The 24,993-nt window shown below is 62.1% G+C and carries 20 protein-coding genes and 1 pseudogene; 7 read left to right on the top strand and 14 right to left on the bottom strand.

What is annotated here, in order from left to right; translation table 11 throughout:
- Window positions 1-4: 4 nt before the first annotated feature.
- From BM269_RS00200 to BM269_RS00190, 3 genes are all read left to right on the top strand, one after another.
- A complete protein-coding gene (locus tag BM269_RS00200; RefSeq protein ID WP_170860241.1) occupies window positions 5-1,336 on the top strand; it encodes an MFS transporter in 1,332 nt (443 codons plus the stop codon).
- 74 nt (window positions 1,337-1,410) lie between these two features.
- Window positions 1,411-3,045 carry an alpha-D-glucose phosphate-specific phosphoglucomutase gene (locus BM269_RS00195; RefSeq protein ID WP_090434252.1) on the top strand — a complete coding sequence of 545 codons (1,635 nt, stop codon included), beginning with the start codon at window positions 1,411-1,413 and terminating at the stop codon, window positions 3,043-3,045.
- Between the two features lie 10 nt (window positions 3,046-3,055).
- On the top strand, window positions 3,056-4,675 hold the full coding sequence (locus tag BM269_RS00190) for an alpha-amylase family glycosyl hydrolase (RefSeq protein WP_090434249.1): 1,620 nt from the start codon (window positions 3,056-3,058) through the stop codon (window positions 4,673-4,675).
- Window positions 4,676-4,681: 6 nt separating this feature from the next.
- Here the strand turns inward: BM269_RS00190 and BM269_RS00185 are convergent, their stop codons facing one another.
- The 10 genes and pseudogenes from BM269_RS00185 to BM269_RS00140 form a co-directional block, all read right to left on the bottom strand.
- Window positions 4,682-5,206: a DUF488 domain-containing protein gene (locus BM269_RS00185; RefSeq protein ID WP_090434246.1), complete on the bottom strand. Its 525-nt coding sequence runs from the start codon at window positions 5,204-5,206 to the stop codon at window positions 4,682-4,684.
- A 382-nt stretch (window positions 5,207-5,588) separates the two neighbouring features.
- Window positions 5,589-5,714: pseudogene (locus tag BM269_RS00180) on the bottom strand (O-acetyl-ADP-ribose deacetylase); the annotation flags it as partial.
- Window positions 5,715-5,739: 25 nt separating this feature from the next.
- Complete coding sequence (locus BM269_RS00175; RefSeq protein WP_090434244.1) at window positions 5,740-8,475, bottom strand: alpha-1,6-glucosidase domain-containing protein; 2,736 nt, start codon at window positions 8,473-8,475, stop codon at window positions 5,740-5,742.
- Window positions 8,476-8,537: 62 nt separating this feature from the next.
- Complete coding sequence (locus BM269_RS00170; protein WP_090434241.1) at window positions 8,538-10,049, bottom strand: sigma-54-dependent transcriptional regulator; 1,512 nt, start codon at window positions 10,047-10,049, stop codon at window positions 8,538-8,540.
- Complete coding sequence (locus tag BM269_RS00165; protein WP_090434238.1) at window positions 10,046-11,737, bottom strand: sensor histidine kinase; 1,692 nt, start codon at window positions 11,735-11,737, stop codon at window positions 10,046-10,048. Before BM269_RS00165 ends, BM269_RS00170 begins: the two co-directional genes overlap by 4 nt.
- Window positions 11,738-11,747: 10 nt before the next feature.
- On the bottom strand, window positions 11,748-12,545 hold the full coding sequence (locus BM269_RS00160) for an ABC transporter ATP-binding protein (RefSeq protein ID WP_090434235.1): 798 nt from the start codon (window positions 12,543-12,545) through the stop codon (window positions 11,748-11,750).
- A gap of 1 nt (window position 12,546) precedes the next feature.
- Window positions 12,547-13,368, bottom strand: coding sequence for an ABC transporter permease (locus BM269_RS00155; protein WP_090434233.1), 822 nt, complete (start codon window positions 13,366-13,368; stop codon window positions 12,547-12,549).
- 13 nt (window positions 13,369-13,381) lie between these two features.
- Window positions 13,382-14,350: an ABC transporter substrate-binding protein gene (locus tag BM269_RS00150; RefSeq protein WP_090434230.1), complete on the bottom strand. Its 969-nt coding sequence runs from the start codon at window positions 14,348-14,350 to the stop codon at window positions 13,382-13,384.
- A 168-nt stretch (window positions 14,351-14,518) separates the two neighbouring features.
- A complete protein-coding gene (locus tag BM269_RS00145) occupies window positions 14,519-15,304 on the bottom strand; it encodes a substrate-binding periplasmic protein (protein ID WP_090434227.1) in 786 nt (261 codons plus the stop codon).
- 121 nt (window positions 15,305-15,425) lie between these two features.
- Window positions 15,426-17,054, bottom strand: coding sequence for a POT-type proton-dependent oligopeptide transporter (locus tag BM269_RS00140; RefSeq protein WP_229204438.1), 1,629 nt, complete (start codon window positions 17,052-17,054; stop codon window positions 15,426-15,428).
- A 195-nt stretch (window positions 17,055-17,249) separates the two neighbouring features.
- On the opposite strand from BM269_RS00140, the gene BM269_RS00135 reads away from it, so the two are divergent.
- The 4 genes from BM269_RS00135 to BM269_RS00120 all read left to right on the top strand — a co-directional run bounded on the left by BM269_RS00135 (window position 17,250) and on the right by BM269_RS00120 (window position 22,672).
- A complete protein-coding gene (locus BM269_RS00135; protein WP_090434224.1) occupies window positions 17,250-18,857 on the top strand; it encodes an alpha-amylase family glycosyl hydrolase in 1,608 nt (535 codons plus the stop codon).
- 83 nt (window positions 18,858-18,940) lie between these two features.
- Window positions 18,941-20,815, top strand: a complete 1,875-nt coding sequence (locus BM269_RS00130; protein WP_090434221.1) for a glucokinase — start codon at window positions 18,941-18,943, stop codon at window positions 20,813-20,815.
- A gap of 97 nt (window positions 20,816-20,912) precedes the next feature.
- Window positions 20,913-21,437 carry a PadR family transcriptional regulator gene (locus BM269_RS00125; protein WP_229204437.1) on the top strand — a complete coding sequence of 175 codons (525 nt, stop codon included), beginning with the start codon at window positions 20,913-20,915 and terminating at the stop codon, window positions 21,435-21,437.
- Window positions 21,437-22,672 carry an MFS transporter gene (locus BM269_RS00120; RefSeq protein WP_090434218.1) on the top strand — a complete coding sequence of 412 codons (1,236 nt, stop codon included), beginning with the start codon at window positions 21,437-21,439 and terminating at the stop codon, window positions 22,670-22,672. The genes BM269_RS00125 and BM269_RS00120 overlap by 1 nt, the downstream gene beginning before the upstream one ends.
- Here the strand turns inward: BM269_RS00120 and BM269_RS00115 are convergent.
- From BM269_RS00115 to BM269_RS00100, 4 genes are read right to left on the bottom strand one after another with little or no spacing between them, the layout of a single operon-like run.
- Window positions 22,650-23,270, bottom strand: a complete 621-nt coding sequence (locus tag BM269_RS00115) for a hypothetical protein (protein WP_090434215.1) — start codon at window positions 23,268-23,270, stop codon at window positions 22,650-22,652. The two genes, BM269_RS00120 and BM269_RS00115, sit on opposite strands and share 23 nt — an antisense overlap.
- A 2-nt stretch (window positions 23,271-23,272) precedes the next feature.
- Window positions 23,273-23,902, bottom strand: a complete 630-nt coding sequence (locus BM269_RS00110) for a glutathione S-transferase family protein (protein WP_090434212.1) — start codon at window positions 23,900-23,902, stop codon at window positions 23,273-23,275.
- A gap of 3 nt (window positions 23,903-23,905) precedes the next feature.
- Entirely contained in the window at window positions 23,906-24,367 is a 462-nt protein-coding gene (locus tag BM269_RS00105) for a hypothetical protein (protein WP_229204436.1), read from the bottom strand.
- Between the two features lie 49 nt (window positions 24,368-24,416).
- The gene (locus BM269_RS00100; RefSeq protein WP_090434206.1) at window positions 24,417-24,905 is read right to left on the bottom strand and encodes a TspO/MBR family protein; all 489 of its coding nucleotides are present in this window, start codon (window positions 24,903-24,905) and stop codon (window positions 24,417-24,419) included.
- Window positions 24,906-24,993 lie beyond the last annotated feature (88 nt).

Below are 24,993 nucleotides of genomic sequence, written 5' to 3'. Positions count from 1 at the left end.
AGTGATGCAAATGCATTCCATCATCAGCAAGCCGCGGCTGACCTTCTGGCAGTTGTGGAACATGAGCTTCGGCTTCTTCGGCATCCAGTTCGGTTTCGCGCTGCAAAACACCAATACCAGCCGCATTTTCTCGACCCTGGGTGCAACCCCGGATGAACTGCCGCTGTTCTGGCTCGCCGCCCCGGTTACCGGCCTGCTGGTGCAACCGATCATCGGCTACCTGAGCGACAACACCTGGCATGCGAAATGGGGCCGCCGCCGTCCTTTCTTCTTCATCGGCGCGCTGCTGGCGAGTATTGCATTGTTCCTGATGCCGAATTCGAGCGCGCTGTGGATGGCTATCCTCGTGCTGTGGCTGATGGATGCGTCGATTAATATCTCGATGGAGCCGTTCCGTGCCTTCGTCGGCGACAAGCTCGATGAATCGCAGCAGACCGCCGGCTTTGCGATGCAGACCTTCTTCATTGGCCTGGGCGGTGTGATTGCATCGCTGCTGCCGATGATCTTCACCAATTTCCTTCACGTCAGCAATGAAGTGGTCAACGGAGCGATTCCCGATTCCGTGCGTTACTCCTTCTATGCCGGCGGCGCCGCATACTTCCTGTCCGTGTTGTGGACCGTGCTGACCGCCGACGAACTGCCGCCGGAAGATGTCGAGAAATTCCGCATGGAGAAAGCACAGCGCCGCGGCTTCCTGTTCTCCCTGAAGGAAGTGTTTGGCGGCTTCGTCCACATGCCGAAAACCATGGTGCAACTGGCCCTGGTGCAGTTCTTTACCTGGTTCGCGCTGATGGGCATGTGGGTCTTCACCACGCCGGCAGTGGCTGAAAATGTGTTCGGCACCACCGACGGCAAGTCGGCCATCTTCCAGGAAGCGGGCAACTGGGTCGGCAACCTGTTCGCGATCTATGGCGGCGTATCGGCACTGGTAGCTTTCTTGCTGCCTAAGCTGGCGCACGTCACCAGCCGCAAAATGGTGCACATGCTTTGCCTGGTGATCGGTGGCCTGAGCCTGATCAGCATTGCCTTCATCCACGACAAGAACTTGCTGATGCTGCCGATGATCGGCGTTGGTATTGCATGGGCAAGTATCCTGACCATGCCGTATGCGATCCTGGCAGGCGCGCTGCCGGCCAAGCGTATGGGTTACTTCATGGGCGTGTTCAATTACTTCGTGGTGCTGCCGCAGATCGTCGCCAACCTGGTGCTCGGCCCGGTCATCAAGCACCTGTTCGACGGCCACTCGGTCAACGTGCTGGTGCTGGGTGGCGTCTCGATGGCGGTCGGCGGCATCGTAACCCTGATCGTCAGCGACTCCGCCAAGAAAGAAGCGTAAGCCATCCAGCGGCGCGCACCGATCGCGCCATTCGCAGGAAAATAAAGGGGACGGCCCCCTTTTATGGAGCGAATATGGCAATTCAAACGGTAGCAACTTCGCCCATCCCCGGACAGCGTCCGGGGACTTCCGGACTGCGCAAGAAGGTCGCAGTTTTCCAGCAGCCTCACTATCTCGAAAATTTCGTGCAGGGCGTGTTCGATACGCTTGGCGACGTCGCCGGCAAGACGCTGGTGCTGGGCGGCGATGGCCGCTTCCACAACGGCCAGGCGATCCAGGTCATACTGAAGATGGCCGCAGCGCACGGCTTCGCGCGCGTGTTGCTGGGGCAGGGCGGTATCCTGTCGACACCCGCCCTGAGCTGCGTGATCCGCAAACATGGCGCGATTGGCGGCATCATCCTCTCGGCGAGCCATAATCCCGGCGGCCCGGAAGGCGATTTCGGCATCAAGTACAACGCCTCCAACGGCGGCCCCGCGCCCGAAGCGCTGACCGAAGCAATTTACGAACGCACGCTGGCGCTGGCTCAATACCGCATCAGCGATGCGCCCGATATCGGCATCGATACACCCGGCGCGCACGCAGAGCTCGAAGGCATGGCGGTCAAGGTCATCGACCCAGTTGCCGATTATGCGGAACTGATGGCGCAACTATTCGACTTCGACGCCATTCGCCGCCTGTTTGCAGGCGGCTTCACCATGTGCTTCGACGCGATGAATGCGGTTTCAGGCCCTTACGCGCACGCCATCCTTGAGGGGTTGCTGGGTGCGCCGGAAGGCACTGTGATCAACGGCATGCCGCTGGAGGACTTTGGCGGCCTGCACCCCGACCCCAATCCGGTCAACGCCGAAGAGCTGATCGACATCATGTGCGCCAACGCGGCACCCGATTTCGGTGCGGCATCCGACGGCGATGCCGACCGCAATATGATTGTCGGCCGCGACTTTGTCGTCACGCCATCCGATAGCCTTGCGGTGCTGGCTGCCAATGCAACTGTGGCACCAGGCTACGCCGAGGGAATTGCCGGCATCGCGCGCTCCATGCCCACCTCGCGCGCCGCCGACCGGGTGGCCGCGGAACTGGGGGTGCCTTGCTTTGAAACGCCAACCGGCTGGAAGTTTTTCGGCACGCTGCTCGATTCCGGCAAGGCCACCCTGTGTGGAGAAGAAAGCTACGGCACCGGGTCGCGCCACATCCGCGAAAAAGACGGCCTGTGGGCTGTCCTATTCTGGCTCAACCTGTTGGCAGTGCGCGGCGGATCGGTGCAGGACATCGTCACAGCGCACTGGCGGCGCTTCGGCCGCCATTACTATTCGCGTCACGACTACGAGGCGATAGCGGCCGATGCGGCACAACTGCTGATGCAGGACTTGCGCATCAAGCTTCCCAACCTGGCGGGCCAGAAGCTGAACCACTACGAAGTGCAGGCCGCAGATGATTTCGAGTACACCGACCCGGTGGACGGCTCGCATGCGAGCCAGCAAGGCACCCGCATCATGATGACGGACGGCTCACGAATTGTGTACCGCCTGTCCGGCACCGGCACCGAAGGGGCTACCCTGCGGGTCTACCTTGAACGTTACGAGGCCGACCCGGAGCAGCACCATATCCCAACGCAGCAAGCCCTGGCAGGGTTGATCGCAATTGCCGACAGTGTGGCGAGCATTGCCATGCATACAGGCCGCAGTAATCCAACAGTCATTACATAGGAAAAGCCGAATGAAACTTTCATCCCTCGCATTGTCCCTATTGCTTGCCATCGGCGCGCATAGCGCACTTGCAGCGCCGCCCAAGCCATTCCTTTGGGAGAATGCGACCGTCTACTTCCTGGTCACCGACCGTTTCGCCAACGGCGACAAGGCGAACGACCTGTCTTACGGCCGCAAGGCAGACGCCGCGCCGTTGCGTGGTTTCATGGGCGGTGATTTCAAGGGATTGACGGCAAAGATCAAGTCCGGCTATTTCGACGACTTGGGCGTGGATGTGATCTGGACCACGCCACCGATCGAGCAAATCCACGCCGGTACGGATGAAGGCACCGGCAAGTCCTACGGCTTCCATGGCTATTGGGCGCGCGACTTCACTGCGATGGATGCCAACCTCGGCACGGAAAAGGACTTCCGCGACTTCGTGGAAGCTGCCCATGCGCGCGGCATTCGTGTGCTGCTGGATGTCGTGATGAATCACACCGGCCCCGTAACCGAGGCCGATCCCGCCTGGCCGGAAGGCTGGGTGCGCACCGAACCTCAGTGCCAGTACAAGGACGCGCCGTCCACCGTGAGCTGCACGCTGGTGAAGAACTTGCCTGACTTCCGTACCGAGAGCGATACGCCGGTGGAACTGCCGCCGGCGCTGGCAGCCAAGTGGAAAGCTGAAGGCCGCTACGAACGCGAGGTCAAGGAGCTGAACGATTTCTTCGCCGGCACAGGCTTTCCCCGCGCACCACGTTACTATTTGATGAAGTGGCACGCGGACTGGGTGCGCAAGTACGGCGTCGATGGCTTCCGCGCCGATACGGCCAAGCACGTCGAACCTGCGGTGTGGGCGGAGTTGCGCAAGGTTGCCCTGGCGGCGCACGACGAATGGAAAAGCCTGAATCCTAAAAAGGTCTTGGGCGATGGCCGTTTCTACATGCTGGCGGAGGTGTACAACTACAACATCGCGCACGGCCTGGAGTTCGATATGGGTGGTGGCGAAAAGGCCGCTTACTTCGCCAACGGTTTCGATGGCCTGATCAATTTCGGCATGGTGCATGATGCAAAGGGCGATTACGAGTCCATGTTCAGCAAGTACGCCACGCAACTCGCGGGGCCGCTGAAAGGGCATTCGGTCGTGAACTACATGGACTCGCACGACGATGGCAACCCTTTCGACCCGGCGCGCCAGAAACCTTACGAGACCGCGAACAAGCTGCTGCTCGCTCCAGGTGCGGCGCAGATCTACTACGGCGACGAGATTTCGCGCCGGCTAGACGTGGCAGAGGCGAAGGGCGATGCGAAGCTGCGCTCATTCATGAATTGGGGCGACCTTAAGGCAAACGCGAAGATCCGGACGCACTGGGCGAAGCTGGGCAAATTCCGCCAAGCGCATTCATCGATTGGGGCCGGCGAGCACAGGAAGTTGGCGGACCTGCCGTACACGTTCAGCCGCATGCGCGGAGATGACAAGGTTGTCGTGGCGCTGGACGCGAAGACGGGCCAGCCAGTAGACATCGCTGTCGGCGGCGTGTTTGCAGACGGCGCAAAGGTAAGGGACGCATACTCCGGCGCTTCCTACATCGTGAAGAACGGCGTGGTCCGAACCAACGGGAAGAGTGCGACCATCCTGTTGGAACAGTAAGTCCGGCTAAGCTTCCGGGTAGGTGATGCGCAAACCGTCAACGTGGGCAAACGGCGTCAGTTTATGCGGGCGCCGTTGCCGTGCATCGATGATGTCATCCACATGCACGCCGCGAACGAGCAATGCATCCGCCACCAGGGAGCGATGGCAGCGCCACGGGAGCGCCTCCGCGCACATGAGCACACAGCACTTGCTGTGGCCGATTTCCATCACAGCATCGACGTTCTCCGCAAACTCTTCGGTCTGCATGTAGTCGGCATAGCCGCGAAAGGACAGGTTACGCCAGCCGGCATTCTCTGAATCCTTGCGCGGGTGACGCAGACCGCCAAGGCCGCGCATGTAGCGGTACTCGATCCCTGCATCGGCCAGCGATGCAGTTAACTGGTCTTGTCCGAACTGCGGGTTATGGCGCGACTTCGGCACCGTCCTGATGTCGAGCAAGCATTCAACGCCATTCTTGTGCAGTAATTCGATGAATTCCTCGATGCTGCGATTCGAATGACCGATGGTGCAAACACGTTCGCACGTCATGCTCAGCTTTCTCGGTGGCTTTACTCACATTCTGGCATGAACGCACATTTATTCGCGTCCAGATGAAATGGCGTACCCGCCTGTTGAGCAGTCCATCCCCTTGCAAGTGCATGCCTGATAAACGCGGCCACGTGTCGCGGTTTCAATTTCAGGTAAGTATCCGCTGTTTCGACCTTAGGGAGATCAAGCCAGGGATCGCGGGTGCTCAGCCCCGTTACCTTAAGAATTCCGCCTCCGCCGCTCTTGACCTGGATAGCCAGGTTCAACGAGAATTCACCATCATGCCCCACTGCCGATGTCGAAATAATGTAGCGATAGCGGACTTGTTCGACTTCGATTGGACGGCTATTTCTTCGTGGAAGAGTCACAGTTCAAGGACCTCCCGGTGGATCGCCAAGTCGCCTTGCGAGGAGCCGCCACCGAGAAGCGAAGAGTTGGCCGCGTTGACGATTGCATCGACCGGGAGCTTGGTGATATCGCCTTGAAGTGCGCGCAGGATGGTTGACATGGCTGGGTGGCCAACGGCCTCGAAGTTATTCAACGAATACTATAGCCGTCCTGGGCGGAATGGTGAAGCTACCTGTCGCGGCGTCGTATCGAGCCGCCGATCCGGCCTGCACCCGATGCAGGCGATAAGCTTTTCCTGCCTCGCTGGCGGCGCTGATTGTCTGCTCCACCTTGTCCACGTTGATAAAGTAGGCCACTGTCTTGAAGCCTGCGCCTTCATAACCGGCGCCGTCCAGGCGTGCAGCAACGACGGTGGCCACTTGATCGGGACCTGTATTCAGAAAAAGCAGGCGCTTCTTGATATCGTCCGCAGTACGCATGCGGAATAGCGTGCTGCTGGCGCGGATGCGCAGCAAGTCGCGGAAGGTGTCGCGTGCGAATGCAATATCGACCGGCGTTGGCTGCAGCGCGCGGTTGGCCAGCAAGGGCTGGAGCAGCGCGTAGTCCTTGCCGTTGTCCGCCGCAGGCGGCAGGCCGGAGCCGAAGTAGTTGGTCTGGTAGGTCCAGTCGAGGCGATTGAACCAGTCGCCCGATTCAAAGCTGTTACGGTCCATCGACTTCGAGCGCAGGATTTCAAATCCGGCGTGGTAGTAGGCCACGCCCTGCGAGAAAGCGTTGATTGCCGCCGCCAGCATTTGCACGCGTGCCCGGTCCGCGCTGGTGGTGGAGACAGGCAGTTTGAGGGCATTGATGTCGTACAGCGTTTGGTTGTCGTGATTCTCTACGTAGTTGACCACTTCGCCGGGTTGGCTGGCATAGCCGGCCGGCTGGCTGCCGCCATAGACGATGGCCCGCAGCTCCTTGGTTTCGCCGGTAAAAGTCTGCATTCGGTAGCTGCGGATCGATCCGGCCAGGCCGACCTTCACGAGATCGGAAGCCGCCATCAAATCCGTCACAGGCCGCAAGCCGGCGCCTGCATTCGGGTCGTACACCAGGCCATTGACGTAACCCTGCTGTGAGACTACTTGCTGTCCCGAGTCGCCGGCGCCGCCGCCACGCACGGCATCGCGCGCGCGGTCGCTGAAGGTGCCGATGCCGCTGCCATTCAAAGACAGTTGCGATGCCTGCACGAAGCGCGCCCCATCCGCCACTTCGCCGAAGTTCCAGCCTTCCCCGATCAGGTTCACATGGCGTCCCGCGGCCTTGTTAACGCGCGCCTGAAGCGCTTCCATCGCGGCGCGCGGCTGGTGGCCCATCAGGTCGAAGCGGAAGGAGTCGATGTGGTAATGCTTCGTCCACAGTTCGGCCGAGTCGATCATCAGCTTGGCCATCATGCGGTTCTCGGTGGCCGTGTTGAAGCAGCAGGTTGAACTCTCGATTTCGCCTTTGGGGTTCAGGCGCTGGTAATAACCGGGCACGATGCGGTCCAGTACCGAGCGCTCGTGCTGGCCGCCACGGTAGGTGTGGTTGTAGACCACGTCGGTGCCAACGCGCAGGCCGGTTTTGTGCAGCGCCATGACCATTTCGCGCAGTTCGATGATGCGGCGTGCGCCGTCGGAAGCATCGGTGCTGTAGCTGCCCTCGGGGGCGTTGTAATGCCATGGGTCGTAACCCCAGTTGAAGCAGTCTTTCAGCGCGTTGTCGCTGACGATTTTCTGCTGCTGGTCGCTGTCCGGGTCGCCATGCACGACTGGCGCGACGCAGCCTCTTTCCGGCACACTGCCCAGGTCATAGACCGGCAGAAGGTGCACGTCGGTCATGCCGGCCTTGGCCAGCATGGCAAGGTGCTTCATGCCGTTGGAGCCAGTCTCGCGGAATGCGGTGTATTTGCCGCGGTTCATGGCGCTGACCGTCTGGTCGTTGATCGAAAAGTCGCGCACGTGCAGTTCGTAGATCGACATGTCCGGCTGCGCTGCCACCTTGGCGGGCGGCTGGTCCTTGTTCCAGCCGGCAGGCGCCAGGCGCGGGTCGGCCAGGTCTGCGATATAGCTGCGGGCGGAATCCGTGGTCAGGCTGACCGAATATGGATCAGTGACGACGTTGCGCACCAGGCCAGTCTGCGGGGCGACGACGTCCACCACGTATTTGTAATAGCGGCCGGACAGGTTGCCGCGCGCGCTGGCAGACCAGATGCCGGTTTTCGCGTCGGCGCGCAGGGTGGTGATGGCTTTCGGTTTGCTGCTGCCGGTATCGAATATGCAGACGGATACGCGTTGCGCGGTCGGCGCCCAAAGCTTGAAGGCTGTTCCGCCTTTGCCGATGGTGGCACCCAGATCGGTCGCCTGTTCTGCGGAGGCGTAGATGTCGTCGAGTGCACCGGGGACTTGCAGCGCAGTGGCGTCGCGCACGGTGCCGTCGGCGTTTTCCCGCACCAGCACGAGTTGTTTCGCCAGCAGGGCAGGCAGGCGGGCGCGGTCGGCGTCGGCGAGCGCGAGCAGTTGGCCGTCGCCGGCGTATTTGAAGCGTTGGGCCAGCGGGGCGGGAAGTGGATCGCTCGTCGCAGCGAGCGGCAATACACCCTCCGCGCCGCTGACGGTGCCGCCTTGCGGGGCGCTGATGCCTGCGGCGCCTGCGTAATAGAGTTTGAAGCTGCCCTCGCCTTGGACGCCGGGCCATTTTGCCAAGCGGCCGTCCAGCCACAATGCGCGGGCGTCAAAGCCCTGCGTGCGTGCCAGCACGGTTTCGTGCGGGCCGTCGCAGGACGCCAAGGTGTGCGGCGTGGCGGCGGTGGGAGCTGCAGTCAGGGCGGTGGTCGGTGCCGCGGCGGCGGAACTCGCCGCGAAGACCGCCGGGAGGGCCGCGACGAGGATGCACTGCTTCATTTTGTCTCCGTAGTAGTGACGCTACAGAAATCTTAGCGCAAATAGTGTAGCTTTACTACATATTAGTCGCGCTGGATCTGGTGCTTCTTCAGTTTGTCATAGAGTGTTTTACGCGGCAGGAGCAGGCGGTCTGCCGCTAGCGCCACATTGTTGTCGGCGGCGGACAGGGCGCGCAGGATCAGGTCGCGTTCAAACGCGTCGACTTGCTGGGGCAACGAGGGGAGATCGGCGTCCGCAGCCAGCGCGCCTGCGGCCGGGACGCCGGCTGCCATCGCGACCCCCGCCGCCGATGCGGCTCCCGCGGTCATCGCGGCGCTGCCCGTGGTGCCCGCGCCGGCGGCCCACTCGATGCCCGCACCAGTCGCGGCGCCTGCCGGCGACGAAATGCCTGCGCCGGTCGCAAATGCCGCGCCGGAGCCGATGCCCGGGGCATGCGACGGCGCGCTGGGCGCAGCGGCAACCAGCCCGAGCGTCAGGCGCTCTGCGAAGTTGCGCAGTTCCCGCACATTGCCCGGCCAATCCGCCGCCTGCCACGCCGCCATCTGCGCGGGTGTCCACATCGGCATCGCCCGTTGATAGCGTTGGGCTGCCTCGGCGACGAAGTGCGCCAGCAGCAGCGGGATATCCTCGCGCCGGTCGCGCAAGCGCGGCAGGTCGATGCTGATGACGCCGATCCTGTAATACAGGTCTTCGCGGAACAATCCCTGCGCCGACAGGGCAAGCAGGTCGGCCTTGCTGGCCGCGACGACCCGGCAATCGAGAGGCACCGACTCGTTCCCTCCCAGCCGTTCAAGGCGCCGTTCCTGCAACACGCGCAGCAACTTGACTTGCAGCGCCATTGGCATGCTCTCGATCTCATCGAGGAACACTGTCCCGCCGTTGGCGAACTCCAGCTTCCCGATGCGACGTTTTTGCGCGCCGGTGAATGCCCCGGCTTCGTGACCGAAGATCTCGCTTTCGAATACGGATTCCGGCAGCGCGCCGCAGTTGATGGCGACGAAATTACCCTTGCGCCCACTAGCCGCATGAATCAGGCGCGCCATCACTTCCTTGCCGGTACCGGTCTGGCCATTGACCAGGATATCCACCCCGGTCGGCGCCACATTGCGCACTACCACCTTCAAATGCTCGATGGCTTCCGAGCGCCCGACAAGATCGGGCATGTCCGGGTGCTGCGCACGTTCGCTGCGCAGGCGGCGGTTTTCCAGCACCAGGTTACGGCGCTCCTGCGCGCGCTTGACCGCATCCATCAGGCGTTCGGAGGCAAAGGGCTTTTCGATGAAGTCATATGCGCCGGCACGCATGGCCTCGACCGCCATGCTGACGTCACCGTGGCCGGTGACGACGATGACAGGCAGTTCGGCGTCCAGCGTCGCCACGCGCGCCAGCAGGTCCAGGCCCGAAAGCCCCGGCAGCCGCACGTCGGTCACTACCACGCCCGCGAAGTTCGCCAGCAGCAGCGGCAGTGCCTCCTCCGCACTCGCGCAAGCCTGCACTGCAAAACCGCCCAGTTCCAGCGTTTGCGAGGTGGCCAGCCGCAGCGCGGCCTCGTCTTCAACCAATAGCGCCTTCATCGGGCAGCTCCTTCTTTAATCAGCGGTAAGCGTAACTCAAACTGCGCGCCGCCGCCGTCCAGGTTGCGGGCTGCCAGGCGGCCGTTCATGGCCTGTACGATCGACGAGGAGATCGCCAATCCCAATCCCAGTCCCTGCCCGGCAGGCTTGGTCGTAAAGAATGGCTCAAACAGGTGAGCGGCAACTTCCTGCGGGATGCCAGGGCCGTTGTCGCTGATGCGCGCGACCCCCTCGGCACCCTCGCGCGATAGCGCGACAGACACGCGTGGTTGCGGCGTGCCCTCGACCGCATCCAGGGCATTGCGGAGCAGGTTGATCAATACTTGCTCGATGCGCACCGTATCGCCAGCCACGGTCAATTGTTCCGCGCCAGTATCGATCTCCAGCGCCACATTGCGCCGCTTGCTTTCGCTCTCCAGCAGGAAGGCCGAACTGCGCGCGGCGCGTCCGAAATCGACCGGACCGATGGTTTCATTCTTGCGCGCAAAGCCTTTCAGCTGGCTGATGATGGCTCCCATGCGTGCGCTGGCATCGCCAATGTGGCCAAGGTTGCTGGCTGCCTGCTCCGGCTGGCCGCGTTCCAGGAAAGTGCGCGCATTGTCGGCAAAGGCGCGGATCGCCGCCAGCGGCTGGTTCAGTTCATGCGTCACGCCGGCCGCCATCTGGCCCAGCATGGCCAGTTTTCCGGCCTGCACCAGCTCATTCTGCGTCGTGCGCAGGATGCGGTTGGTTTCGCTCAGTTGCTGCGTGCGCTGGGCAATGCGCGATTCCAGTTCGCGGTCGAAGGCCATGCGTTCCTCGCGCCGACGGCGGCGCTGATGCATGGCCCAATACGACACGGCGCCGCAGGCCAGCAGCAGCGCGGTGGCGAGCGCCCAGTTGATGCCGCTGCGGACCACGCGCAGCTGGCTGGGGAAGATCATCAGCTGCCAGCCAAGGCGACCCACCTCTTGCGTGACGCGTGGGCCAGGATTGCGCGCCAGCGGCGTCACTTCGCGGCCGATGTATTGCTGCGTGCTGGCCAATTCCGCCACGGCCTCGGGCGGCAGAGGCGTTAAGCTGTGATAACGCCAGTTCGGCCGGTTGCTGAGGAAGATCACGCCATGGCGGTCCGCCAGCAGGATCGGGTCTTCGCTGCTGTTCCAGTTGCGTTCCAGTTCTGCGAGGCTGATCTTGACCGCGATGACGCCCGCGATCTCGCCGTGGCGGAGTACCGGCTGCGCGATGAAATAGCCCGCTTCGCTGGTGCTGGTGCCGATGCCGTAAAAGCGGCCGGCTTGACCTTGCAGCGCAGCCTTGAAATAGGGGCGATAAGAGAAATTCTTGCCGGCGAAGCCGAGCGGCTGGTCCCAGTTGCTGGCGCCTAGCGTCAGGCCATTGCGGTCCATCAGGTAAAGCGCACCGACCTTGGCTTGCTGCTGGATGGTTTGCAGCGTCTCGTTCAAGCGGGCGATGGCTTGCGGGTCTTTGGGGCGGGCGAGGGCGTTGGTCAGGTCGGGCTGCTGCGCCAGGACGAAGGGAAGGGTTTCAAAGCGTTCCAGCACCGACTGCAGTTCAGGTGCCATGAGTTGCAACTGGCGATGGCCTTGGGCCAACTGTTCATTGCCGGCGCGGTAGGCGCCAAGCACATAGGCGGCCACGATGATCGCGGCCGCCGGTAACAGCAACAGGGTGAAAGGTTTGCGCATGAGCGCAATTTTAGTCCACTGCGGCCATCCGCAGTTCGTCGCTGTGGTGGCGCTGCTGTTCTTCCATCACCAGGGCGCCCAGTTCACGTTTCAGCGCATTGAAGTCGGCCGACGCGGGATCGCGCATGCGCGGCAGCTCCACGATCATGTCGCGCTTGACGGTGCCTGGACGATAAGTCATGACCACGATGCGGTCGGCCAGGTAGATCGCCTCTTCAATACTGTGGGTGACGAAGATGATGGTCTTCTTCAGTTCCGACCAGATGCGCAGCAGCTCGTCCTGCAGGTTGCGGCGGGTCAGCGCGTCCAGCGCACCGAACGGTTCGTCCATCAGCATGATCGGGGAGTCCAGTGCCAGCACACGGGCGATCGCCACGCGCTGGCGCATGCCGCCCGACAGGTCCTTCGGATAGCGGTTGCGGAAGTCGGACAACGACAGCATGGACAGCAACTGGTCCACGCGCTGCTTGATTTCCGCTTGCGCCATGCCTTTGACTTCCAGGCCGAAGGCGATGTTCTTTTCCACGGTCATCCATGGGAACAGGGCGTATTCCTGGAATACCATGCCGCGCTCCGGGCCCGGGCCGGTGATCAACTGGCCGTCGGCCGTGATCTCGCCGCTGGACGGCAGCGAAAAGCCGGCGATGGCGTTCAGCAGGGTGGACTTGCCGCAGCCGGATGGACCCAGCAGGCAGACAAACTGGCCCTGCGGGACCTGCAGGTTGATGTCGCGCAGCGCCACCACTTCGCGGTTATCGGTCTTGAATACCTTGTTGACGTGTTTGACGTCGATATGGGTTGCGCTCATCTTAGTTCTCCAGGCCGCGGTGCCAGCGCAGCAGGTGGTTATTCAGTTTGTTCATGCCGATGTCGATTGCCAGGCCAAGCAGGCCGATGCTGATCATGCCGGCGATGATCTTGTCCGACCAGAAGTACTCGCGTGCTTCCAGAATGCGGAAACCGAGGCCGTTGTTCACCGCGATCATCTCGGAAACGATCACCACGATGAAGGCGGTACCGATGCCGATGCGCACGCCGGACAGGATGTAAGGCACGGCGGCCGGCAGCATCACACGGACGAACATGGTGCGCTGGCTGACGCCCAGGTTGCGGGCGGCGCGCACGTAGATGCCGTCGACGTGGCGCACGCCGGCGATGGTGTTCATCAGCACCGGGAAGAAGGCGCCCAGCGCAATCAGGAACACGGCCGGCGCGTCACCCAGGCCGAACCACAGGATCGCCAGTGGGATATAGGCGATGGGCGGAATCGGGCGCAGCACCTGCAGCAGGGGATTGAGCCAGTCGTACATGCGCTTGCTCGATCCCATCACCAGGCCGAAAGGCAGGGCCAGGCCGGCGCCGACTGCGAAGCCGACCACCACGCGGTACATGCTGCTGATGGTGTCGCCAATCAGCTCGCCGGACAGCGCCCAGGCCAGCCAGGAGCTGGCAGCCGGGTCGTAAGCCTGCAGCGGCAGCAGGTATTCCACCCACTTGGTGACTACCGCCCATGGGGAGGGCAGCACTTGCGGATTGATCCATTCCAGCGAAGCGCTGGCCTGCCACAGTGCGATCACCAGGACGGGCACCACGGAGCCCGCTGCGATCTGGCGTAAATTCAGTTTTGCCATGATATGCCTCGCCTTACTTGATGTTCAGGCTCTTTTTCGCTTCGTCCAGCAGGTCGGTCTTGACCCACTCGGAAGCTACCGGCGCCTTGCGCATCTTGCCTACGCCGGTCTTGTTCATCACATCGGTGGTGATCTGGATGTGCTGGGGCGAGATGTCGTAGGTGTATGGCGAGTTGGCGATCGCGTCCTGGAAGTCGTCGGAAGTGATCTGGCCTTTGAAGATCACGTTGCGCACGTACTTTTCAGCAGTCGGCTTGTCGTCGATGAAGGTCTTGGTGGCCTGCACGAAGCAGTTCATGAACTTGGCGGCGGTGGCGCGGCGGGTGGAGTAGAACTTCTCGCTCATGACCATGGTGCGGACCGGTTCGCCGATCGGGGTGTCGTATGGCTTCATGACTTCCATGCCGAAGCCCTTGTTGATGGCTTGCGAGGATTGCGGTTCCGATTGCATGATCGCGTCCAGGTTCTTGCCGAGCAGGGCCTGGTTCAAGTCGGCGAAGGCCAGGAACACCAGTTGCACGTCCTTGCCTGGTGCATCGGAGAAGGTCAGGCCGGCCTGGGCCAGCTCGGCTGCCAGCAGCACCTCATGGATGCCGCCGCGGGTCACGCCGACCTTCTTGCCCTTCAAATCCTTGATTGCCTTGATGCCGCTGTCGGGGCGCGCGACCAGGCGCGCGCCACCTTTGGCGAAACCGGCGACGACATAAATCGGGGCGCCATTGGCGCGGCCCTGGATGGCGGCTTCCGATGCGGTGGCGCCGACATCGAGCTCGCCTGCCAGGATGGCCTGCATCACGTCAGGGCCTTTGGCGAAGATGTGTTCTTCGACCTTGATGCCGCACTTCGGTGCGATTTCCTTGATATACGAGACGGCGCCGTAGTGCGCGAATTTCAGGTTGCCGAGGCGGACAACTTCCTGGGCATGGGCGCCCGAAGCGAATGCTGCGGCGGCGAAGAGGGCTGCGAGTTTAAGCTTGGTCATGCTGGTCTCCTGGGTAAGGGGTGTTGTGACCAGCTATTAGCAGCTTCCATGCCAGTAGATTGATTGCGCGCAAGTCCTTGATTTGCAACGGGGCGCGCAGCGCACGCCGGTGGCCTGCCGGCTGAAATTCCGGAATCCCGCCCAGGCTTGTGCGGATATCCGCCGTGCCTAGTCGGCGTACTGCTTCAGGTACTTCGCTGTCAGCCGTTCATGTTCCGCCTGCCGGATGTCGGCCAGCGCTTTCCAGGCCTCGCTGACCAGTTCAGGGTATTTTTGCTGGAACTGGTGGCTGAACTGCAGATAGTAGTCCTTGCTGGCTAACGGTGGCGAGACTTTGACAATGCGGGCGAACTCGGGATTCTTGCGCAGCACGTAGTCACCTACTTCGCTTAATTGCGCCAGGCCGTCGGCGCGGCCCACCAGCAGCATGCGGAAGGCGTCCTCCGTGCTGCTGATTTCGTTGACCTGGACCTCCATCCGGCGCAGGTCGTCGACGATGGCGTAGCCGCGCATTGCGACCAGTCTCGGCGGCGATGAGAAACGCTTGCCATCCCAGGCCAGCGCTGAATCGGCCAGGCGGTACAGGCTGTAAGTTTTGGTGTCGATCCGGAAGCGCCGGTCTTCCCTGCCGTCGCGCATCGGGTACACGCCCATCCTGGTTCGCTCGGGCTTGAAGCTGCTGGAGAACACGGCATCCACGGCGCCCGATTCCAGTTCTGCCAGGCAGCGTGCCCATGGCTTGCGTGAGAATTGAAGTTTCAGGCGCGGTACGCGCGAAGGCAGCATGGCGACCATTTCCACCGCAACTCCCGGATTATCCGGAATTGCCGTACCGGCGCCGGTATGGTCGTAAGTATCCTTGTCTTCGAAGGCCACGCGCAGTTCGACCACCTGCGAGTGGGCGGGGCAGGCCGTCATGGCCAGGCACAACAGCAAGGCGCGCAGAGTGCTCATCCGTATCAGCCGGTCAAAGTCCGCTAACTTTTAACTTGTACCAGAGAGCATACAATGCAAAGCGGCTGTTGGCGAGCGCCCACGGCAGGAACAAAAAAGCCCGCCGAAGCGGGCTGCGGCCTCAGGCCTTTTGAGGCTCGGGCGTGCTGCCGTAGCAGGCTTGCGGCTCCGCTTCCTTGCGGTAGAAGTCCACCATCCTGTAGCGCATCGCGTACAGTGCGAAGCATCCCGCCACCAGCGCGGCGAAGGCGGCGAAGAAGTACATCTGGAAGGCCATCACCGAGAAGCCGGTAGTCTTTATATAGGCCGACACGGCATCGTTCTTCACGCCGGCGTTCAGGATCAGCACCCACAGGTTGCCGACGGTGACTGCCAGGTACCACAGCGCCATGATCACGCCCTTCATCGACGCAGGCGCCTGCGAATAGGCGAATTCCAGGCCGGTGGCCGACACCAGGACTTCGCCAAAGGTCAGCAGCGCATAAGGCAGGACCTGCCAGGCCATGGATACCGGCGTGCCGCCATCCATCACCACTTGCAGCGTGCCGATCACCACCCAGGCCAGTGCCGACACGAAGATGCCCGTGCCCATGCGGCGCAGCGGGGTCGGCTCGATGCCCAGCTTGCGCAGCAGCGGGAACAGGGCGATGTTATTGAACGGGATCAGCAGCATCACCAGCAGCGGGTTCAATGCCTGCATCTGTGCCGGCACGAAGGAGAACGACCAGCCCAGGATCTCGTAGGTCGGGTGCACCATGTCGTTGGCCTGCACGATCCAGGTCGAAGCCTTCTGGTCGAACAGGGACCAGAACGGCGTCACCATCGCAAACACGATGAAGATGCGCAGCACGGCACGCACGCCATCCACCGCCTCGTCGCTATGCTTGCCGCGTGCGCGTTCAAGCTGCATCGAAGTGCCGATGCCGCCGAAGGCCATCACCAGTACCAGCGCCGTGCAGGCGGCGATCACGAAACCCCAGGATGGGGTCATGGCCAGCGACGCCAGCGCGGCGACCACGCCCACCATGGCTACAGTCAGGCCCGGACGGGATTGGCCCGGTGCCGCCGACATCAGCGCAGTCTTGGCGACGCGGCTAAAGGATTCCTGGCTCGGCTCCGATGGCGGCACGTGCACGTACTTCCTGCGGCCGGCCCAGAACACCAGGGTGGCGACGAACATCAGGATGCCGGGAATGCCGAAAGCGACAGCCGGGCCATAGTCCCTCAGGAAGATCGGCATCAGCAGGGAAGCGAAGAAGGAGCCGAAGTTGATACTCCAGTAGAAGGCATCGAATACGACCTTGGCCTTCTTCTTGTTGGTCTGGTCGAACTGGTCGCCAACGAAGGACACCACCAAGGGCTTGATGCCGCCCGAGCCGAAGGCAATCAGGAACAGGCCGAAATAAAAACCTTCCAGATGGTTTTCGAAAAGCGCCAGGCAGGCATGCCCGGCGCAATAAATCAGCGAGAACCAGAAGACCGTGTTGTATTTGCCGAAGTAGCGGTCCGACAGCCAGCCGCCCAGCAGCGGGAAGAAATACACGCCGATCACGAAAGTATGGAACACATGCTTCGCTTCGCTGGTGCGGTGTTCGGAAGGGATGAACAGCAGCAGGGTGCTGATCAGGAATGGCACCAGGATGTTGCGCATGCCGTAAAAACTGAAACGTTCGCAGGCTTCATTGGTGATGATGTACGGGATTTGCCGGGGCATCGGCCCGTTACCCTGTTCCAGTTCTTGCGTCGACATGAGGTCTCCCGATTCGAATAATGGCCGCGATGCTATGCGAAGCCACCTGTGTTGGCAACTACCGGTTTCACTTATATGTAGTTTGGTTACATGAAAAATACTAAGTTGTTGATTTTTAAGGAATCATAGTATTTGAACTTCCCCTATTCATGATGTATATTATCTACATAATTGTTTTTTGTCGGGATTGGGAATATGAGCACACCTTGGTGGAAAGAAGCAATCATTTATCAGGTTTATCCGCGCAGTTACCTTGACACCAACGGTGACGGCATCGGCGACCTGAATGGCATCACCGATCGCCTCGACTACATCGCCAAGCTGGGTGTGGACATCATCTGGATCTCCCCATTCTTCAAATCCCCGATGCGCGATTTTGGCTACGACGTGGCCGATTACTGCGACGTTGACCCGATGTTCGGCACCCTGGCCGACTTCGACCGCATGATCGCCAAAGCCCACAGCCTGGGGCTGAAGATCATGATCGACCAGGTCATGTCCCATACCTCCGAAGACCATCCATGGTTCAAGGAGAGCCGTTCCTCGCGCGACAATCCAAAAGCCGACTGGTATATCTGGGCCGATCCGCTGCCGGACGGGAATCCCCCCAATAACTGGCTGTCCGTGTTCGGCGGCTCGTCCTGGCAATGGGATTCGCGCCGCAAGCAGTACTACATGCACAACTTCCTGGTCAGCCAGCCTGACCTGAACTTCCATCACCCGGAGGTACAGCAGGCCCACATCGATGCCCTGCGCTTCTGGCTGAAGCGCGGTGTCGACGGCGTGCGCATGGATGCCTGCAACTTCCACTTCCACGACCGCCAGTTGCGCAGCAACCCGCCCGCCCTGGTGCGCGACACTTCCACCGTGAGCGACGCCAACCCCTACGGCATGCAGGCGCACATCCACGACAAGAGCCAGCCTGAAAACGTCGCCTTCCTCGAAAAGCTGCGCGTGCTGCTGGACGAATATGGCGCGGTGGCGATCGGCGAGGTTGGCGCGGACGATTCCTTGGCCGTCATGGCTGAATACACCGCCGGCGGCAACAAGCTGCACATGGCCTACAGCTTCAACCTGCTGACCGCCGACAGCAGCGCAGGTCACATCCGCAAGCAGGTGGAAGACTTCAAGGCGCGCGTCAAGGACGGCCAGCCGTCATGGTCGGTCGGCAACCACGACGCGGTGCGTGTGGTGACGCGCTGGAACGGCATGAGCAACCAGGCGGCTTTCGCCAAGCTGGTGCTGGCCATGCAGTTGTCGCTGAAAGGCACGCCATGCCTGTATCAGGGCGATGAACTGGCCTTCAGCGAGGCCGACGTGCCGTTTGAGCTGATCCAGGACCCGTATGGCAAGACCTTCTGGCCGGAATTCAAGGGCCGTGATGGCTGCCGCACCCCGATCGCCTGGACTACCGGAGCGCATGGCGGCTTCACTTCCGGCACCCCATGGCTGCCGGTGGCTGAAGAGCACAAGGCTATCGCCGCTTCGGTGCAGGAAGCAGATCCGGATTCGCCGCTGAACTTCGCGCGCCGCATGATCGCCTGGCGCAAGACCATGCCGCAGCTGACCCGCGGCGACATCGTGTTCTACGACGCGCCGGAGCCGGTGCTGGCCCTGCGGCGCGACCTGGAAGGGGAACGCAGCGTGATCGCGGTGTTCAACCTGGGTGCCGCGCCGGTCAACTTCCCGCTGCCGGCGGCCCAGGGGGCGCAGAAGCTCGAACAGCCTGGTTTGCCGGGCGAAGTGGCGGGCGGCGAGGTCCAGTTGCCGGGCTACGGCGCCTGGTTTGGCTACGCGGTATAAATTAACAGGCCCCGTCTACGCACGGGGCCTTGTTTTTCGGGTATCCTCCCGCCTTTAAGGCATTATCTAATACTTAAAAGACAATGAAACAGATAGAGGCAGACCCAAAAGCTAACCGATCCGCTTTTGCGGACGGCCCCCGCCTGCTGGCTGACATCGGTGCCACCCACGCGCGCCTGGCGCTGCAAACCGCTCCCGGCGAGTTCCAGTCGGTGCGCGTGCTGCAGTGCGACGACTTCACCGGCATCGTCCCGCTGCTGCGCAGCTACCTGGCGGACCACGGAGACATCAGCCTCAATCACGGCGCGCTGGCGCTGGCCAACCCGGTGCATGGCGACTACATTCGCATGACCAACCGCGATTGGCAGTTCTCCACCGACGAGGTGCGGCGTGAACTGGGCCTGCATACCCTGCTGGTGGTGAACGACTTCACCGCCCTGGCAATGGCCATTCCGGGCTTCAAGGCGGGTGACCTGATGCAGGTCGGCGGCGGCTCCCCGGCGCAGAATTCGGTGATCGGCGTCCTCGGCCCCGGCACTGGCCTTGGCTGCTCCGGCGTGATCCCCACCACGGACGGATTCGTCACCCTCGGTTCCGAAGGTGGCCATACCAACTTCGCACCGGCCGACGAGCGCGAATACGCGATCCTGCAATATGCCTGGCAGACCTGGCCGCACGTCTCGAACGAACGCCTGATTTCCGGCCCGGGCATGGAGATCATCTACCGCGCCCTGGCGCGCCGCAACGGCCTGAGTGTGCGCGACCTGACCTCGCAGCAGATCATCGCCGGCGCGCTGAAAGACAAGAACGAACTGTGCATCGAAGTGCTGGAATGCTTCAGCGCGATGCTGGGCGGCGCCGCAGCCAACCTGGCGGTGACGCTGGGTTCCTTCGGCGGCATCTTCATCGGCGGCGGCATCGTGCCGCGCATGGGCGAATGGTTCAGGGAATCGCCGTTCCGCAGCCGCTTTGAAGCCAAGGGCCGTTTCTCGTCCTACCTGGCCGATATCCCGACCTATGTGATCACGACGCCGAATCCGGCCTTCTACGGCGTGGCGACGATTTTGTCCGAACACCTGCGCGGCCGCACCGGCGCCAACACGCTGATGGAGCGCGTACAGTCGCTGAAGTCGGAGCTGACCCCGGCCGAACAGCGCGTGGCGCAACTGGTGATCGAGCAACCGCGCCTGGTGCTGAACGAACCGATTGCCGATATCGCCCGGCTGGCGGAAGTGTCGCAGCCGACCGTCATCCGTTTCTGCCGCTCGCTGGGCTTCCAGGGCCTGGCCGACTTCAAGCTGAAGTTTGCCTCCAGCCTGACCGGCGCCATCCCGGTGCGCCACAGCCAGGTGCGCGTGTCCGACAGCACGCACGACCTGAGTGCCAAGGTGATCGACAACACCGTCTCCGCGATCCTGAAATTCCGCGACCAGATGGATGTGCATTCGCTGGACCGCGCGATCGAACTGCTGTCCAAGGCCAAGAAGGTCGAGTTCTACGCCATGGGCAATTCGCGCGTGGTGGCGCTGGACGGACAGCACAAGTTCTTCCGCTTCCGCATCCCGACCGCGGCTTACGGCGACTCGCATTTGTTCAAGCTGGCTTCCGAGCTGCTGAAGCCGGGCGACGTGGTGATTGCCATCTCCAATTCCGGCAAGCTGCCGGAGCTGCTGGAAGCGGTGGAGTCGGCGCGCAACGCCGGTGCCGACGTCATCGCCATCACCAGCAGCCAGTCGCCGCTGGCCAAGAAGGCCACGGTCTGCCTGGCGGTCGACCACGCGGAAGACAGCAGCGCCTTCCTGTCGATGATTTCGCGCATCCTGCAACTGCTGCTGATCGACATCCTGTCGGTCGGCATCTCGCTGGACGAGCAGAACGCCGAACTGGTGCTCGAGCACAAGGCCAACGGCGCGGTGCAGGAGAGCAGGCGATTGCAGATTTCCCACCTCGACAACTAAGAACGGGCCGCAAGGCCCGTTTTTTTTGCTTGCAATCTTCTTGGAATAGTTTACGATATATCTTAATGAGATATATCTTAACTACCCGGGAGGATCCATGTTCCATTTTTTCCGCGGCCACCATCGGCTGCACCATGAGCACCACCATCACCAGCGCGGCGGCGGCCGCGGCCCGAAGATGTTTGACGCGGGCGCCATGCGCTACGTCGTGCTGCAACTGATCGCCGACAAGCCGCGCCACGGTTACGAAATCATCAAGGAACTGGAAACGCTGACCGGCGGCAGCTATTCGCCCAGCCCCGGCGCGATTTACCCGCTGCTGTCGATGATGGCCGACATGGGCCACGTCGACATCGTCAAGGACGGCAACAAGAAGCTGTATTCGGTCTTGCCGGAAGGGCAGCAGTTCCTCGACGAGAACCGCAATATGGTCGACGCGTATATGGCGCGCCTGGTCGAGAACGCGCGGGGCGGGGATGGCGGCGACTTACGCACCCTGATGCATGCCCTGAAAGACGCGGTGATCACCCGTGGCCGCGGCCCCCGGACTACCCGCGAGCACGTCGATGCCATTCGCGCTATCCTCAAGCGCGCCATCAATGAAATTAACGACCTTAACTGATGACCCAGACTCTCACCCCACAACGCGAACGCACAGTCCTCTGGCTGCTGGCGTTCATACAATTCACCGTCATCATGGACTTCATGGTCATGATGCCGCTCGCGCCGCAGCTGATGAAGGCGTTCTCGATTTCGGCGGCCCAGGTTTCCGGCGCTGTATCGGCGTATGCCTGGTGCGCCGGACTTTCCGGCCTGTTGGCGGCGACCTATGCCGACCGCTTTGACCGCAAAAGACTGCAGCTGACCGTGTTCATGCTGTTCAACCTGTCGAACCTGGCCTGCGCACTGGCACCGAACTTCCACGTGCTGGTACTGTCGCGCGCCTTTGCCGGCATGACCGGCGGCGTGCTGGGCGCGATCAGCATGTCCATCATCGCCGACCTGATTCCGCAGGAGCGCCGCGGCGCCGCCACCGGCGTCGTGATGACTTCCTTCAGCATGGCTGCGATCGCGGGCGTGCCGATCGGCGTCATGCTCGGCGCGCACTTCGGCTGGCAGTCGCCGTTTTACCTGCTGGTCGTGCTGTCGATGATCGTGTGGCTGGTTGCCGCCCGCGCACTGCCACCGATGACGGCACACTTGGCAAACGCACCGGTACCATTGGCGCGCGTGCTGCCCGAGCTGTTCGGCCTGTTTACGGTGGGCGCCCACTTACGCGGCTTCCTGCTGTGCTTTGTGGTCACGGTCAGCGGCATGATGGTCATTCCGTTCATCTCGCCTATGCTGGTCGGGAACCTCGGCATCGAGCCGGCGCAGATCAGCTACGTCTACCTGTGCGGCGGCATCGCAACCTTGTTCAGCTCACGCCTGATCGGCGGATGGTCGGACCGGGCCGGCAAACACCATGTGTTCCGCTGGGTGGCGCTGTTCTCGATCATGCCGACGCTGTTCATGACCCATATGCCGCAGATCCCGCTGCTGGCGATCATGCTGTTCTTCCCATTCTTCATGGTGGCGATGTCGGGCCGCTTCGTGCCGATGCAGGCGCTGTTGACTACCATCCCTGAGCCGCAACGACGCGGTGCTTTCCTGAGCGCCAACGCGGCGGTGCAGCAGATGGGGACCGGGATCGGTGCCTTCGCCGGCGGTTTGCTGGTGCATACCGATGCGGCCGGCCATTTGCTTGGCTATGGCACCATCGGCATCCTCGCCTCGGCGTTGATATTCTTCGCGGTGTGGTGGGTCGGGCGGGTGCAGAGCGCACCCGCGCCGCTTACTGCGCGTTCCCCTGCTTGACCACCAGGTCCAGCAGGCGCTGGCCTTGCTCGAGTACGGGCTTGGCCAGCTCGTCGCGCACGATGTCGCTGAAGAAGCCATCCATTACGCGGTTGCCGTCCTGCGACAGGAAAGTGAAACGCAACTGGCCCGCGCCTGGCGCATAGACCGGCCTTTGCGTGGATGCCTTGATGAAGGCTGGAATAGCGCTAGCCACCAGGGTTTTCGCCTGGGCTGCCACATCGGCCGGCGCACCTTCGAATACGGCGGTGCGTCCGGTCTGGTTGATGTAGCGCACCCGCCCGTCGGCGTAGGCGGCCAGGGTGTCCATGCTGCCATCCAACGGTACTTCGATCACCACGCCCAGCACTTCCGGCGAGGCGGGCGCACGACCGTTGGCGCGCAGCCATTGCGCGGCCAGCAGGCGCACGCGCGATTCTTCATTGGCATCCTGTGCGATGGCTTGCACCACGCGCGCATCGGGCGCGTCGCCAAAGAGCTGGCCGACATCGTCGGCGAACAGCATCTTGTGCACGGTGTTTAATTCTTCCGTGCCGTACGCCGCGTCAGCACGGGTCTTCGATTTGGCGCTGAACGCCGCAATCAACTTCTTGAACATCTTTACCATCCAGTTAATGCTTCAACTTCCGTAATGTGGCGCCAGCTTGGGCGGGCGCGCATCATGTCGGCATATTTTTGCAGTGCCGGCCAGGCTGTCGCAGGGCGCGGCATATTGCGCGACCAGCGCATATACATGGTCAGCATCAGGTCCGCGCCGGAGGACGTGCCGCCCAACAGGTAAGGACCGTTCGCGGCCAAGCGGGCATCCAGGGTCGCCCAGGCCGATTCGATGCGCTGCTGGACCGCGGTGCGCAGCGCGCTGTCTTGATTCGTGCTGGCGACGTCGGCCGGGTAGAACCACAGCCGGAAGTTATTGCCCAGGTTATTGGCCATCGTCACCATCAATTCATACCACTGGGCCCGTGCCAGCGAACCGGCCAGCGGCGCCAGGTTCGATTGCGGATGGCGTTCGGCCAGCATCATCATGAGGGCGGCCGATTCAGTGAAAGGCTTGCCGTCGATGAGGAGGGTGGGGACCTTGCCCTGCGGGTTGATGCGCAGGTATTCAGGGCTGCGCTGCTGGCCGGCCTCGAGGTCGATCGCCACCAGGTCGTAAGGCACGCCGATCTCTTGCAGCGCCGCGTGGATCGCCAGGCTGGCCGCACCACGGCCGTAGTAGAGTGTGTACATGGTCTAGTCCTTCAGGCCTTTGCGCCATTGATCGATGGACATCAGCTCGCCGCTGATATCGTCTTCGACGAGGATTTCGCCGTTCGCGTGCGAGACCAGGAAGCTGGCCACCGCTTGGGCCATATCGTCGCCGTTCTCCACGAAAATGAGCTGGTAGTAGGGGCTGCCTTTCACATCGCGTGGCGCCGGATCGGTTTCAAGAAGTGCACCGTGGCGCTCACCGCCGCTGCGTTTTTCAATGGCATCCGCCAAGCCCTTCAACTCCGGCAGCGCCATCAGCCTTTCTACCGCCTGGTCGCGGCTGACGTTCGCTTTTGCCGCCGGCGCGCTCACTGGCGCGGGTGCCGCTGCGGCTACCCGCGTCGCTACGGTGGCTTTGTGATTGCTTGCATACCAGGCGCCGATACCGGCAACCAGAAGTCCGGCAACGGCACCGGCGATAGCGGATGTTCGGGAAGAAGACATATGTAGCGCATCCCTGCGGTGAAAGTGCGCCAATACTAACAGATCGAAGTCACAGGAATGGATTCCGGCGCCAGAGACTCCAATTGAGCATTGCCGCAAATGCAAGCCAGGAAAAGTATGGCCACATCAGCATTGAGGCAATCCGGCTTCTGGCCCAGAACTTGATGATGACCATGGCCACTGCCGCGATCAGCGCAAGGATATCAATGAAGGCGAACAGACCGCTATGCCAGCGGAAGAAGATCCAGCTCCACAAGGCGTTCAAGCCAAGCTGCATGGCAAATATCGCTGTCAATGCGGGATCGGCTTGGAGTGCATGCTTGCGCCACATGATCCACGCTGCGATGGCCATCATGGCATACAGCAGCGTCCAGACGGGACCGAATAGCCAGGCCGGCGGAGCCCACCCGGGACGCTGCAGCGCGTCGTAGAAAGGCTGCGCATCGGCAGTTGCCAGCGCGCCCAATGCGGCGGCAGCGAAGCAGGCGGCAAAGCTGGCAAGTAAGGCCAGGGGCGCAAATCCTTTGTGGGTATCCATGCGTGTGCAGCGTACACAGGTGATCGATTTTTCGGCGCGACAATGAGAAAAGCCTGCGAGGCACGCACCTGGCAGGCTTTGGGAAAAT

It is taken from the genome of Duganella sp. CF458 (assembly GCF_900113115.1).
Classification (GTDB): Bacteria; Pseudomonadota; Gammaproteobacteria; order Burkholderiales; family Burkholderiaceae_D; genus Rugamonas.
The sequence above is the reverse complement of the archived record's forward strand: the minus strand, read 5'-3'. Positions and strand labels throughout refer to the sequence as shown.